Consider the following 14,023-nt stretch of genomic DNA (forward strand, 5'->3'; position numbering starts at 1 on the left):
AAAAAAAGAATAGTCAAAGATTGACGGGTAGTTAAAAAAATAAGAAAATGTTACAGGCAGAAATAAAAAGTCTTTTAAAAGAAGACATCAGTATATTAATAAAAGTTCCGAATTCCGGAAAGCACTACTTATGCGATTGCGGTGAAGCAAGTTTATTGACGGTAAAAGAAGTACAGTCAGTATCAGTGCTGTTTATCAGCCATACCCATATCGATCATTTTTCAAATTTCGACGGTATTTTCAGACATCAGATCGGAAGCGGAGAAAAAGTGGTGATCTGTGGTCCTGCGAATATCCATCAGCAGGTAGAAGCGAGACTGAAATCTTACACCTGGAATCTGATCGATGAAAAAGCGATTGAATATGAGATCCGCGAGATCATTTCAAAAGAAGAGATCAATGTGTATACCCTTCGTCCTCCTCACTGGAATCTTGAATTCGTAAAGACTCAGAATTTCCTTTATGAAGATGAATATGTCAATGTAGATTTTGCCGTTCTGGACCACAAAACAGACTCTGTTGCTTATCTGTTCAAAGAAAAAGATTCAGTCACTTTTAATGAAAATGCTTCCGGATTCAGAAAAGGAAAATGGATCAGCGAACTGAAATCAGCGTTTGAAAATAATGATCCCAATAAGGAAATTGAGATCGAAGAAACCGTGTATAAAGCAGAAGATTTATTTTCTCTGCTGACCCGGAACCCCGGATTTAAACTGGGAGTGATCATGGATCATGCTGCATCTGAAGAGAATTATGAGAAAATAAAGGCAGTTTTTGAAGAAGCGGATCTGGTATATATCGAAAGCTTTTACAAAGATTCAGATCAGGATTTTGCAGAACTGAATTACCATAGCTTCGCTTCTGCCTCAGGAAAGATCATGAATGAATGTAAGGTGAAAGAAGCCATTCCTATCCATTTTTCCAGAAGATATACCGAAACCGATCAGGAAGAAATAGAAACCGCTTTTTATAAAGCATTTCACAAAAAATAATTAGAATTTTATTAAACCCGAACTATAAAATGAACGCATTAGCTATAATTGTAGCTGCTCTTCTGATGAAGGAAGAATCATCTTTCATAATGAATATAGATCTTCAGTCTATGGTTAAAATGACATTGAGAGTATTGATCTTTTTATAGTTATAAACAACAATTAAACAATGAAACCCAATATATTTTTTACAGCAGACCATCACTTTGGTCATGAAAATATTATCAAATTTTCCGAAAGACCTTTTGAGTCCCTGGAACATATGAATGAAGAACTGATCAGAAGATGGAACGAGAGGATTGAACCGGGAGATACCGTCTACCATTTAGGCGACCTGAGCCTCGGAAAACCGGATTTTACAAAAGAAATCTTAGACCGCTTAAACGGGAACATCCATCTGATCAAAGGAAATCATGAAGGTGCAGCATTGACCTATCCAAAGCGTTTTGCTTCCATCAGAGATTATCACGAACTGAGAATTGATGAACCGGACAGTAATAACGGAAAACAGAAGATCATTCTTTTTCATTACGCCATGCGTACCTGGAACGGATCACACCGTGGAGTATGGCAGTTATACGGCCATTCACACGGAACGTTACCGGATGATGAGAAAGCTTTGAGCTTCGATGTAGGAGTAGACTGCCATAATTTCTATCCCATTTCCTATGAGGGAGTCAAAGAAATTATGAAGCAGAAAAGCTGGACCCCTCCGTTTGGACCGAGAGTGTGAGTTGAGAGCCGGAGAATAGGGAATTGTAGATGAATGACAATGGAAACAGCCGATTTCCCAACCTCTGATTTTTAACAATAATAAACATGAAAACAACAGATGAAATATTAATTGTCGACCTGGAAGCGACCTGTTGGGATAATGACAGGATCCCACATGGACAGAAAGTCGATATTATAGAAATAGGAATTTGCAGATTAAACATAATATCAAAAGCAATTTCCCGGAAACAAAGCATCTATGTCATTCCGGAAAGATCAGAAATCAACAGATTCTGCACAAACCTTACCGGAATTACACCGCAGCTGATAGAAGAAAAAGGAATGTACTTTGAAGAAGCCTGTGAGAAAATAAGGGACGAATATAACCCAGAACTGCTCACCTGGGCAGGATACGGAAATTTCGACGGAGAGCAGATCATTGAACAGTGCGACTGGCTCGGAATTAAAAATCCTTTTTCAACACACTATCTCAATGTGATGTATGAATTCAGAAAACATTTTCAGCTTCATAGATCGATGGGTCTCAAAAGAGCCCTGGATTATCTGAATATGAATTTTGAAGGAAATCATCACAGCGGAGCAGACGATGCTTACAATACAGCCAGAATTTTAAGTACAATTTTGTAAGTAGTCATTAGGCTGGAAGGCTGAAGCAGGAGCCTGGAAGTACATTGGACGTTATGAAAACTTCCCTCTTCCTGCATCCTCTTCCATCCTGTAACAATTAAATTTTTAAACAAGTGAAAACAACAGATAATATATTAATTATAGACCTTGAAGCAACGTGCTGGGAAAACCGGCCGCCCAGAGGTCAGGAAAGCGAGATCATCGAGATCGGTGTATGCATTATGAATGCGAAGACCGGAAAAATCTCGAGGAATGAAGGGATTTTAATAAAACCCCGTTTCTCAAAGGTAAGCCCGTTTTGTACAGAATTGACCACCCTTACCCAAAATAAGTTGGATAGTGAAGGCATAATGCTCGAGGATGCATTCGATATCCTGAGAGTAGAATACGATTCTGAAGAGTTGACGTGGGCAAGCTACGGAAATTATGACCTGAATATGCTTCAGAACCAGGCAAGAAGATTCTATATAGATTATCCGATGGGAGATGATCATATCAATGTAAAAACCTTATTTGGTGAACTTCATCCTGCCGTAAGAAAAAGTGTAGGGATGAACAGGGCATTGAACGAACTGGGATTTACACTGGAAGGTACCCATCACAGAGGCGTGGATGATGCAAAGAATATTGCCAGGATCCTGCACTGGTGTCTCAATCAAAATTAAAGGGATCTCAAACAATATTTTTATATAGACTCTCTTGAAAAAGGGAGTCTTTTTTGTAATCAGACTAATCAAATGATCCTTATTGATATTGAGTAAAATCTACTATCGTCTCCCCAATGAAATCATGCAATTCATTGGGAATAGAATGTCCCATCCCATCTACAAGAACTAATTGTGAAGAAGAAACAGAACCTGCCAGGTTTTTGGCACACTCCGGATGAAATATCAGATCATCCGTTCCGTGGATAACCAGAGTCGGAACCGTTATTTTTTTCAGAACTTCCGGATCATAGCAATAAGATCCCATGGCCATAAGCTGTCTGATGATCCCGTTTGGGGTTTTTGAACGACGAAGTTCTTCCGTAATCAGTGCTTTTTCGTGATGGTGATCAAGCGGATATTTTGTGCCTGAAATCTTTTCTGCAAAATATATCCTTTCCCGGATATACTGTTCCTTATTTGCAGCGGGATCAGTACCCGGTTTTGTCATAAGCTGAAGTACTTCAGGGGCTGTGGGGGGCAAATCCGGATGTAAGGAAGTTGACATTATGACCGTCAGTGTTATCACTCTTTCCGGATAGAAGGAAGCGAGAAGCTGTCCGATAATTCCACCCATAGAGCGCCCTGCAATATGAGCCTTATCAATTTGTAAATGATCGAGCAATCCAATCACATCATGAGCCATATCCATTAAAGAATAAGGGATCGTATGGGGTGTTAATGAGGCAAACTGTTCTTCAATGCTTTTACCGGAATCAATTTCTTCATGACCATGAAAAACAGAAGCTCCTGAATCCCTGTTATCAAAACGGATGACCCTAAATCCCTGACAGGCAAGCAGCCGGCAGAAAGAATCCTCCCAACGGATCATCTGGCTTCCCAATCCTGAGATTAACACCATGTTTTTAGTGTTTTTATCACCAAATACTTCATAGCATACATCTACATTGCCTATTGTGAAAGTTTTCATGTTGATGATATTATTTAAAATAAAATGTTAGTAAAATTCAACATCTGTCTTGGAAAGATACACCTGCTATGCTTTTTTTATTTCCTGACGGTAGTTGATATACTGATTTTCCTGGTCATAAATAATGGTGACTGTCTCAAAGGAAAATGCATCACTTCCATATTCAGTCCAGTCTTTTTGCAGCTGGGAATTGTTGACAAATAAACCTCCGTTCAGTAAAAATTTCATTTTGTTTTCAAGGGCTTCCAGATTCAAAGCGCCCTGTACATACTGCTTTCCGTTGATATTATTCTTCAGGGCAAGAACACCCATAGTGATTTTATGATTTTTAGCCTTTTCTCTCAGCTGTTGTTTCAATGTATTTTTCATATCATAATATATTTCCTCCCAGTTCAGATAAGAATTCACCTGCCATACGCAGAGATTTATTCTTTTTAGGCGGTAAGATTCCTTTTGTTATATTTTCAGCACTTACCATGGCTTCTTCAAATATCTTTTTGCCATTGGGAGTAATGACCACATAGCTTACTCTCGCATCCCTTTCATTCGTTTCCCTTGTTACCATCCCGATTTTTTCCAGTGGATTTAATAACCTGGTGATTCCCGAAGCTGTAAGGCCGGTCTTTTCCGCAAGGTCAATCCTTCGCATTTTACTTTCAGAAGACGTGCTGAGGATGTAAAGAATGACAAAATCATTGAATCCAAGGCCATGGGCACTCAGCGCATCAAACTTTCTGGAGATCACAGACTGGAGTTTATTGATGTTGATTAAAAATAATAATTCGGAGCTTATCATTGATTTATGTTTGAGTTATCAAGTATTTTTATTTTGCAAATATATACATTTTAATGAATTAAGTTTTTTATTTTAAATAAAAATTAAATAATTTTAAAAATTGAGTGCCCATTGAAAATATAAATTTTCTTCAGTACTTTTAAGACATCATGAAAACAAGAATCCTATATACCACAAGAAATCAAAAAGCAATACTCGAAGAAAACCGTCTCCATGAGAATAATAGCTACCTTAAACATATCTATGAGGATGAAGTTCTGAAGAAAACAGAACTATGGGTCAGAGAACAGCTGGATTCCATTACTCTTTATCCTGGTAGAGAAGAAAAAGCTTCGGATGAAGAAATTCTTTTAGCCCATGCTTTTTTGAGAAGTGTCCGGATCATACGAATTGAAAATACCGGAGCATATCAGTTTGTTCGTGACAGGCAATATAAAAATTTTCTTCTTTCGAAAGAGGAAATTTATCTCTCATACTTTGATAGCCGGAAAATAGCATCTTATACCGTTACCCAGTATGGGACAGAACAGAAAAAATACATCCACCTGAAAGACGGAGGTTACCGTGAATTCACCTATTCTGATGGAAGGAAGCCCTATCTGGGTGAAGAATCATTTATAAAAAATATCAGTGAGGTCTTAACAGAAAATAACAGTTCCGTTTCTCCGGATTATTACCTGGAATTTTCCCCGTTTTTCCCTTCCGGTGAAGAACTGAAACAGAAAACTGTACGTTATTTTTCCTTCTATGAAGAGAAAGAAATCACATTTCAGGAAGCTTTTTTCGAAAGGGAATTTATTAAAAAAGTATATATACAGGATCAGCTTCAGAGAATTGATACTTTCAAAAGGCTTGAAATGAATCAAAGGGAGTATTTTATTGATGATCATCAGCCTTTTAAACGCTCAAAAGAAGACCTTAACTATCTCATTGATGTACATTATCTGAGAGAAGAAAAAAACGGCTTTAAAAAATGGGAGATTATACGATACAAAAAAAACGAAACAGAAGTAGATAAAAGAGAAATATGGGTGATGGATACACAGGGTAAACGTATATTCTACAGGGAATTAGACGGGAGTACCGGAAATATCATACTCACCCGTAAATTTCCTCACTTTCCCGGATCGGTAAGTTCTCTTTCAACCTATTTTGAATATAACGCCGAAGGAAAACTTACAACAGAGGGTGTTGATCTGTATGATGACTGGGACGGTGATTATTACAGCGTAGACCAGATGCATCAGGACGGTTTCTTTGAATCGGAGTATGGACGGTATTTTGTATCCGCTGATCCGGAAATTCCGGAAGTTAGCCAGCCCGTAACAGTGACCGTTTATAAAAATCATCTGGATGAAGAGATCCCTGAAAAAGATATAAAAGGACTCTATGAGTATTCTGAAGAAACATATGAGGGAAAAAGATTAATAAGAAGAAGAAAATACACAGCGTACTCCGGTAAGGATCTGAAGGAACAGAAATATATAACCCTTACTTCATCTTATGATGATGATTTGAAAGAGGTTCCTGACCTTGAAACTTTTCATGATAATTCTGATAAAATCTATTACAACCGGAGAACAGTTAATCATTATATTCTGTATGATTTTATTACAAGAGACTATTGGGAAGGAAGAAATGCAGAATTTTCAGGAACTGTGGTATATGACAACTATTACAGAACCGTATCAGAAATAGTATACGATGCTGCTTCAGAACAATTGATCTCAGGAAGCAAAACATTGTACGGGCAGGTTTCACCTTTACTCGGCAGGAAGTATATTACGGTAAATTTTAACAGACATGGCCAGGTAGAAAGCTATACAGATAACCGTTTTATATTTCCTGAGCATCATTCCAAAGAAAAGTTTGACAATAAACATTTTGGCAGCGGACCGCTTTCCCAGGATTATTATAAAAACCTGAAAGACCTTGTTCCGGAAAATCCGGCCTTTCCGTATTATGATTTCACGATAAGCAAAATGCTGTATGGGAATGAAACCGGAACAGAAAGTGAAATGACGCTCCTGATATCAGATTCAAAAATTAAAATAGCGGCGGAAGAATATGTAACGTATCATTTTTTAAGCAATGAGGAGTCTCTGGAAGACTATCTTAGAGCGGTTCCGGATCTGGGGGTACGGTCGCAGATGTATTTCTATAACATCAGCAAACAGAAAAATATGATTGAAACCGATTTTTCCGGACTCGGAATCAAAGCCCGTTTTTCAATAGATTTGAATACCAGGGAAATAGCCTGTCATAGTATAGAATCTTCCGTAAAAGATGTAAGTTTTAGAAAAGTGATGTCCGGAAAGGTTACAGATCTGTACCTTTTTTATACGGGAGAAAGAAAAATTTTTGTTAACTTTTATTCAGAACTGTTGATAGACCTCCTGTTAAAAGCATAAAGTTTTGTTAAAAAATTCACTTTCGAGGGATAATTTAAAGCCTGAAGGTCATTTTTTGTTATTTTAGCCGACAAGAATGAATCTATGCTAATTGAGGACGAGTTTAAGACCATTTATTTAAACTATAGAATCAAGGAAATTGTTCCTTTTCTTACAAAGCTTACACCGGAAGATAAGAAAGAAATTGTTGCTCTTTTAAAAAAACATATCAATAAAGAATGGGGGCACAACAATATCTCTGTGTTGGCTGCTTTAGCCTGCTGTAAAAACAGCTCCGAATACGGGAAACTGAGTCCCGGGTATTATTCATTGCCGGTTGCCCAGATTGATGAACTGTTTGAATCCTATATTCCGGACTGGCTTGGAGAAAGCTATTCTTTCTTAAAGGAATTTGATTACCTGAAAGTACTGGAATGGGAGCAGAAAGGCTATCTTAAGCTCAATGATGAAATGAGTGCATCCCTTCTCTCATCTGCATGGGATTCAGACAATACTTCAGAAGAAATTCTATTCACCTGGCCGGTTACATTAGAATCCCATATCTGGCTTCTTTTTCAATATGAAACAGAAATTACCTCAAACTATGGTAAAAGAAACTGGAAAGAGACGCTGAAAATGCTTGCTGAAGATCGTAAAATTGACAGATCAGCACTTTTAAGATCAAGTCTTAAAGCCGTAAATTTTAATTTTTCCAAAGAACACAATACGTGGTTCCTGGAACTTTTCACCTATCTTGAACCTACCCGTGAAGAAATTCTTGCATTACAGGATGAGCTGTTGATGATCTTTCATTCAACACAGACTTCATTATTCCCGGGAACATTAAAAATTGTCAGTCAGGTTCTCACCGAAAAAGCATTTAAAACGGAAGACTTTCTGCAGGTTTCATCAGCCCTGATCATGCTTCCCACCAAAAATATGGTGAATGCCTTATTGCTGGCTTTAGAGAAAATAGCAAAAGTAAACAGTGCTTTCCATGAAAATATCTGTCTTCTTCTGGCGCCTGTTTTTCTGAATAAAGATAAAGCACTTCAAACGAAAGCCGCAAAGATCATTGCTGAATACGGAAATACCGAATCAGAAAAAATACAGACCGAATTAAAACTATATACATCATCATTGCTTTCTGATGCCGGAATATTGCTGGAGAAATTCTTGATACAAAAAGAAAAATCAGAACCGGAAGAACAGAACTATGAAGCCGCTGCATGGCATCGTTCTGAGCCTGTCAGACCTATTCAGACCATTGATGATTTCATATTCTTTGCCTCGCAGGTTTTCAGCAGCTCTACAACTTATCATTTTGATCAGTTTCTGGAAGCACTGGTCAACTTCAACAATGAGTTTGATGAAGATCATTTAAAAAAACTGGAACCAGCCTTCAAAGCCGCATTGAAAAAGAAAGGAACAGGCGGACTCCGGCATTTATTAGCTACTTTTTTTATAAACTACGGGGTATTAAAACAGGAACAAAAATCAGCGGTACTGCTTCAGGCAAAATCTGAATTTCCCGATTGGGAAAACTGGTGTGAGAAAAAGACACCTTTAGCTTTTCAGGCCTATCACAAGCTTCTTTCAGGAATTTTTGAAATGTTGAAGCAGCATAAAAAACTTCCGCTTCTGTCGGTTCCTGATCATACCCCTTGCTGGATTACAGCAAAGAGTCTTGTGGATAAACTGAAGGTCTACCAGCAGCAGAACGAGCAGCCGGTTCCATTTGACCTGCAGATCGCAATACTCCGGGTAAAAAAAGAAGACCTGCCTGAAGCAGAACAATATGCAAAAGAACAGTTGGATGAAAAATATGCCGAACTTCTGAAACCGCTTTTCAGACCGGATTATTTCAGAGAAAAATATGACAGCGTATATCTGGATGGCAACTTCGGCTGGGAATTCAGTTACAGAAAAATCTATAAAGGGAATACTACAGAAGAAATACCACAATTACTGGTCACCATCAGTAATAAAAAAGAACTTCCGGAAAATGCCGGCTTCCTTGATTATATATTCAACTCTTATCATGGTGTTTATCATGATGATCTGATCTTTATTTTGTATACAGTACCTTATTTTTCAGGTTCTGTGATGGCAAAAAAATATAATGAAAATCTGTCAAATTCTGATTATCAGTACGATATCAAAGGGAATGTGAACTTTCTTGATGCATGGATGAAGCTGAACTTACCCTTTCAGCCGGTACATTATTTATTCCTGTCTGCGGGACTGTTTAATAAAGACAGAACACTTTCTGGTATGGCTTTTGAAGCCTTGATAAACAGGGCAGTTTCCGACGATTTCGGAGTCTGTGAACTGGGAACGGTAATCGGTAAAAAGATCAGTTTCGGCTGGGCTCCTGTCAAAAGGCTGACAGACGGATTATCTGCTCTTATCAATTTGAGTACCAGTCATAACCTCGCTTTTGAGAAACTGCTGACCGCCATTCTTTCAGCTGTAGAAAAGCCGGTTTTTAATCTGAAAAAACTACTGGAACTCTACTACGAGCTGCTGAATCAGAACCAGTCTGTAACAGACAAAACTGTTTCAAACCTGCTTAAAGAATGGGAAAAAGAAAATAACCTGAAAAAAATCATACATCAAATTAAAACAAATGAAAGAAAGACTTTATGAGATCCTTAATGAGGAACAGATACATGAGATTATCCCTTTTCTGAAGCAGCTTACAGCAGAAGAAAGAAAAACACTGGTGCCTTCCATAAAAAAGATGGAGCGTGAGATCAGTAAGATTGTGATGACCAAAAATTCCTACCACACCGTAGGGTCTGCCAATCAGCATTCAATCATCGATATTGCTTCATTTGTCTGTATGGACAAAAAGAACTTCGGTAAAAATTACTGGAGCCTTTTCAGAAATGCAGAACAGGCAGAACAGATTCTGGAATGGGGATGCCCGGAATGGTTTTCTGATTTTATCAATGAATCTGTAGATGCTGAATTTACAGCTTTCAATTATCAGGACATTTTAGGATGGACCAAAAAAGGCTATGTACAGCCCAGACCTGAATTGCTGGGACATCATCTGAGCAATTATCCCTCCAACCTGGATCAGCACCCCGAAACCCTTGAAACCCACTTCTGGTATCTGTGCGAATACCCGTCCAAATCATTACCGTTCCGTAAAGAATGGTTTCCATTGGTTCAGAAACTGGTAGCAGAGCAGAAGATTGAAAGAAAAAGATTTTTAAGAGAATGCCTGCTGGCAGCCAACCGTAACTTTAACAAGAATGTTACAGGCTGGTTTATGGATGCATTCACTGCATTGAAGCCCACGGAAAACGAATTGATAGAACTGCAGGATGAGCTGCTTGCGGGATTGGTATCTGCCCAGTCAAAAGCTGTCAATACCATATTGAATCACCTGAAAAAAATTGCAGGAGCCGGCATCAAAACAGAAGAACTTTCACATTATCTTCCGAATTTATTGAGTTCAGAAGTTAAAACCGTAGTCGCTTCAGGCTTATCCCTTACAGAAAAGATTTTCCAGAGAAAGAAACTGGATCCGGAAATGTTGGGAATGGCTCTGAGCACAGCGTTCGTGAGTAAAGATGACGGGATACAGACCAAAGCAGCCAAAATCATTCTGAAATATATTCCGCCTTCTGAAAACATAAAAGAGGCACTGTCCCATTATTCAGACAATATCCTGACCAATGTACGCCCTCTTCTTGAAAAATATATAGAAGACAAGCAGCAGGAACTGGAAGTGATCACCACTGAAAGCCCATTCCTGATTTCAGATGCCAGTAAAGTAAGGGTTCTTGAAAACTTTGAAGACCTGATGTTCTTCCTTCCGGTGGCCATTGAAGATCCGTACAGCCAGCATTGTGATATCGCTTTGGATGGCTTTATCAGGTTTGCAAATGAGGTGGATGCAGAATCTGTGAAATTAATAGAACCTGTATTTCTGAAAGCCTGTAAAACCATCTCAAAATGGGAAGTTCCTTATTTGAGTGTTTTATTGTGTAACCTGATTATCAATTACGGTTTGAACCTTCTGGAAAAGTATCCGGATCAGCTTAAAAATCTGGAAAAAATATATCAGAAAACGCTTGAAGAAGAAGCGGCAAGAGAAACATATTCCAATTATCAGAAAAAATTGGGCCCTGTAGAGAAGGTGGGAGCAGAATCTCCTGCAATGAAAGCTTTCAGGGAACTTGCCATATACATTAATCAGAAAATAAGATCGGGAGATAACGTCCCACTGTTGTTTGCCATTACCCATTCACCTTGCTGGGTATCTCCTGTAAGTCTGGTAGAAAAACTTGAAATCTATCAGAATAAAAATATTGAACCCCACTACCTTGATGTTCAGCTGGCTTTGCAGCGTTGTGCTTTAGACAATATCTCAGAGGCATTAGTGCTGGCGGAAGAAAGATTAAAAGGAGAATTTAAAGATCTGCTGCTTTTCTTCTTTGGTAAAAATGCCGTTCCTAAAGGAAAAATTGAGCATCCTTCATGGTGGATGACAGCCGGGATTACCCGTTCGCCAAAAACTGTTTTTAAAGAATTCAGTGGCTTTGGGTATGATAATATCCCGGTAGAATTTATCTCAGGAGAATACCAGTGGAAAACAATTGACAACAAGAAAAACTCATATTATCCTGTCGAGCTGAATATTACAATTCCGAAATATCATCTCGAAAAAAGAAAAGAACCTTTATTTGTGGAGTATTTTGTTGCCGGTCAGAAAGAACTTTCTGAAATTCCTGCCCTGATGTGGTGCTTCCCGAACACTCCGGCCAATGCGTTGGCCAAGGTGATCAAACATTGCCTTTTCTATTCAGGAATTGCTGAGGTATACGAAAGAAACCTTGTCCTGAATACCGCTCAGGCCCTGTATCAGATCAAAAAATCTCTGGATGGAATGGGATATCTGTTCCTGGGAACTATTTTCCTGGATGGTGATAAAACAATCCGTGGAACAGCCGCTGAAATTTGGCTGGAACATGTTTCCCATCAGATGATGGATAATGCACAGCTTGGAAAAGTGATCGGCCTGCATGAAAAACTCGAATGGGCTCCTGTAAAAAGACTCACAGACCTTATGCAGCATCACATGCTGAACGTAAGCAAAACCCATAATGCTGCGCTAGAAGAGCTTATCTTCAATATTCTGCTTCAGATGGAGGAACCGGTAACCAATCTTAAGAAACTTCTGGAAGTATATCATGAAGTATTGGCTTTGAACCAGTCAGAAGCCAGTGCCCCTATCCTTGAAAAGCTGAATGACTGGAAAGAAAACTCAAGCCTGAAAAAAATCTGCAATCTTCTCCTAAAAAAATAAATTATGGAAGATACGCTTATTTACAACTATTCCAGGGCATCCTCTTTGGTAAGGAAAGATGCTATGGAAGAACTGTTTCTCGCCAAATACAGCGAGATACATAAAAATACCGATGCTCCCTGTTTTTTCTGGGGGAATGTCGGGCAGCCGTTTATTCTGGCCCGTTGCCTGATCACGCTTTCCAATATTGTGAAATCAAGCTTTAGCCTGTCGCCGTTTCAGATGGCCCTGCTTAAAGACCCTGTGGTGACAGCCGGAAATGAAAGACTCCGTTTCGAAGGATTCTCTCATTGTGCAGGAGTATATGCAAGAGTAGATGTACTGCCTGACGGGCTGGATGGAGAGTTTCTGGAAAACGGAACGACCAATGTAGACTTTAATCAGCCGATGATAACCGCTTTGGGAAGTATACGTCCCAATGAAAAGATCATGCTTTCTGTTGGTGAAAAAGAAGTAGGGCTGTACAAAGAAGAAAACAAAATCGTGGAAAGAAAAGTTCCGCTGCCGGTCAAATGGATCAAAGGCCTGGGAACAGTGCAGGTCTACTTATCCGAATCAGAAAAACGGCATACCTTCAATAAAATCCAGACCCAGCAGCTGTTCCGTGGAATGCCGAAAGGAGTGGTGAAATCAGACTACTATCTGATCGTAAGAGGTAACAAACCTATGTTCTCACCTGTGAAATCAACAGATGCCATGTGCGTGGGAGGCCTTCACAGGCTTCGTCTGCTGGAACCTTTACTTTCATATATAGATTATATGCAGGTTTTTTCACATCCTAATATGCAGTCTACAACCTGGCAGCTCTATATGGGGAATATAAGATTCAGTTTTTCTTTGTCAAGAGAAAGCTGGAGAGGATTTTCAGGAGAGGGAGCGATACTTGAAAGCCTGACCTCTGAAGTTCCTGATGAATGGATAGATGCCTTAGATAAATATGCTTATGCCAATCAGTCATTTAATGGAACTGTACTGGCCCTGGAAGAAAATATAAGCCTTAAAAAGACAGAAAACCTGACGGGAAGACTTGCCGCTATGGGATTGTTGGGATATGATCTGGATGATAACGAATTTTTCTACCGTAGGTTACCTTTCAAGCTGAGCCGTATCCTGGAAATGAATCCCCGTATGAAAAATGCGGAAAAACTTATTGCAGACGGAAAAGTAGAGATCCTGAATAACAGCAAAGAAAGAACCGAAGCCAGAGTAGAAGGTACGGGAGTACATCACACAGTCATCATTGAAGAAGAAAAAGAACGCTGCACCTGTGAATGGTTCAGTAAATACCAGGGAGAAAGAGGACCATGCAAACATATGCTGGCTGTGAAGAAACTGGTTAATCATTAACAGAATAAAACTTTAATAACCGCCACAAATAAAGAATTTGAGGCGGTTATTATTTTCTCGCAGATCATCATTCCGTAGATTTTTCCACAAACATCTGTGTCATCTTTAAAATCATCGGGTGATAAATGCTGTAATATCACGAAATACTTTGCGTAATATTTTGGAATTAATGATGTTT

11 protein-coding genes are annotated in these 14,023 nt (G+C 38.9%); 8 read left to right on the forward strand and 3 right to left on the reverse strand.

Features of this window, described 5'->3' with window-relative positions; genetic code table 11:
- Positions 1-47: 47 nt before the first annotated feature.
- The 4 genes from BBI00_RS19710 to BBI00_RS19725 all read left to right on the forward strand — a co-directional run bounded on the left by BBI00_RS19710 (position 48) and on the right by BBI00_RS19725 (position 3,019).
- A complete protein-coding gene (locus tag BBI00_RS19710; RefSeq protein WP_065400554.1) occupies positions 48-992 on the forward strand; it encodes an MBL fold metallo-hydrolase in 945 nt (314 codons plus the stop codon).
- Between the two features lie 169 nt (positions 993-1,161).
- Positions 1,162-1,725 (forward strand): metallophosphoesterase family protein, encoded by a 564-nt coding sequence (locus tag BBI00_RS19715; protein WP_065400555.1) that lies wholly within the window; start codon positions 1,162-1,164, stop codon positions 1,723-1,725.
- A gap of 86 nt (positions 1,726-1,811) precedes the next feature.
- A complete protein-coding gene (locus BBI00_RS19720) occupies positions 1,812-2,354 on the forward strand; it encodes a 3'-5' exonuclease (RefSeq protein ID WP_065400556.1) in 543 nt (180 codons plus the stop codon).
- A gap of 113 nt (positions 2,355-2,467) precedes the next feature.
- Positions 2,468-3,019: a 3'-5' exonuclease gene (locus tag BBI00_RS19725; RefSeq protein ID WP_065400557.1), complete on the forward strand. Its 552-nt coding sequence runs from the start codon at positions 2,468-2,470 to the stop codon at positions 3,017-3,019.
- A 79-nt stretch (positions 3,020-3,098) separates the two neighbouring features.
- Here BBI00_RS19725 and BBI00_RS19730 read toward each other — a convergent pair whose 3' ends face one another.
- The 3 genes from BBI00_RS19730 to BBI00_RS19740 all read right to left on the reverse strand — a co-directional run bounded on the left by BBI00_RS19730 (position 3,099) and on the right by BBI00_RS19740 (position 4,785).
- Positions 3,099-3,989, reverse strand: coding sequence for an alpha/beta fold hydrolase (locus BBI00_RS19730; RefSeq protein ID WP_065400558.1), 891 nt, complete (start codon positions 3,987-3,989; stop codon positions 3,099-3,101).
- Between the two features lie 66 nt (positions 3,990-4,055).
- On the reverse strand, positions 4,056-4,358 hold the full coding sequence (locus tag BBI00_RS19735; protein WP_065400559.1) for a GIY-YIG nuclease family protein: 303 nt from the start codon (positions 4,356-4,358) through the stop codon (positions 4,056-4,058).
- Position 4,359: 1 nt separating this feature from the next.
- Positions 4,360-4,785 carry a MarR family winged helix-turn-helix transcriptional regulator gene (locus BBI00_RS19740; RefSeq protein WP_065400560.1) on the reverse strand — a complete coding sequence of 142 codons (426 nt, stop codon included), beginning with the start codon at positions 4,783-4,785 and terminating at the stop codon, positions 4,360-4,362.
- 149 nt (positions 4,786-4,934) lie between these two features.
- Here BBI00_RS19740 and BBI00_RS19745 point away from each other — a divergent pair, with 149 nt between their 5' ends.
- The 4 genes from BBI00_RS19745 (at position 4,935) to BBI00_RS19760 (ending at position 13,845) form a co-directional block, all read left to right on the forward strand.
- Positions 4,935-7,196 carry a hypothetical protein gene (locus BBI00_RS19745; RefSeq protein ID WP_065400561.1) on the forward strand — a complete coding sequence of 754 codons (2,262 nt, stop codon included), beginning with the start codon at positions 4,935-4,937 and terminating at the stop codon, positions 7,194-7,196.
- Positions 7,197-7,280: 84 nt separating this feature from the next.
- Positions 7,281-9,824: a DUF6493 family protein gene (locus tag BBI00_RS19750; RefSeq protein ID WP_065400562.1), complete on the forward strand. Its 2,544-nt coding sequence runs from the start codon at positions 7,281-7,283 to the stop codon at positions 9,822-9,824.
- Positions 9,805-12,498, forward strand: a complete 2,694-nt coding sequence (locus BBI00_RS19755) for a DUF6493 family protein (protein WP_065400563.1) — start codon at positions 9,805-9,807, stop codon at positions 12,496-12,498. Before BBI00_RS19750 ends, BBI00_RS19755 begins: the two co-directional genes overlap by 20 nt.
- A gap of 3 nt (positions 12,499-12,501) precedes the next feature.
- Entirely contained in the window at positions 12,502-13,845 is a 1,344-nt protein-coding gene (locus BBI00_RS19760) for an SWIM zinc finger family protein (RefSeq protein ID WP_065400564.1), read from the forward strand.
- The last annotated feature ends 178 nt before the right edge of the window (positions 13,846-14,023 follow it).

Origin of the sequence: Chryseobacterium arthrosphaerae (assembly GCF_001684965.1) — a bacterium.
In the GTDB taxonomy this organism is placed as follows: Bacteria; Bacteroidota; Bacteroidia; order Flavobacteriales; family Weeksellaceae; genus Chryseobacterium; species Chryseobacterium arthrosphaerae.

Excerpts from the sequence above, each read along its gene's own strand:
- BBI00_RS19755 (WP_065400563.1), top strand. The coding sequence starts at position 9,805 with ATGAAAGAAAGACTTTATGAGATCCTTAATGAGGAACAGATACATGAG.
- BBI00_RS19735 (WP_065400559.1), bottom strand. The coding sequence starts at position 4,358 with ATGAAAAATACATTGAAACAACAGCTGAGAGAAAAGGCTAAAAATCAT.
- BBI00_RS19710 (WP_065400554.1), top strand. The coding sequence starts at position 48 with ATGTTACAGGCAGAAATAAAAAGTCTTTTAAAAGAAGACATCAGTATA.
- BBI00_RS19740 (WP_065400560.1), bottom strand. The coding sequence starts at position 4,785 with ATGATAAGCTCCGAATTATTATTTTTAATCAACATCAATAAACTCCAG.
- BBI00_RS19720 (WP_065400556.1), top strand. The coding sequence starts at position 1,812 with ATGAAAACAACAGATGAAATATTAATTGTCGACCTGGAAGCGACCTGT.
- BBI00_RS19715 (WP_065400555.1), top strand. The coding sequence starts at position 1,162 with ATGAAACCCAATATATTTTTTACAGCAGACCATCACTTTGGTCATGAA.
- BBI00_RS19745 (WP_065400561.1), top strand. The coding sequence starts at position 4,935 with ATGAAAACAAGAATCCTATATACCACAAGAAATCAAAAAGCAATACTC.
- BBI00_RS19730 (WP_065400558.1), bottom strand. The coding sequence starts at position 3,989 with ATGAAAACTTTCACAATAGGCAATGTAGATGTATGCTATGAAGTATTT.
- BBI00_RS19760 (WP_065400564.1), top strand. The coding sequence starts at position 12,502 with ATGGAAGATACGCTTATTTACAACTATTCCAGGGCATCCTCTTTGGTA.
- BBI00_RS19750 (WP_065400562.1), top strand. The coding sequence starts at position 7,281 with ATGCTAATTGAGGACGAGTTTAAGACCATTTATTTAAACTATAGAATC.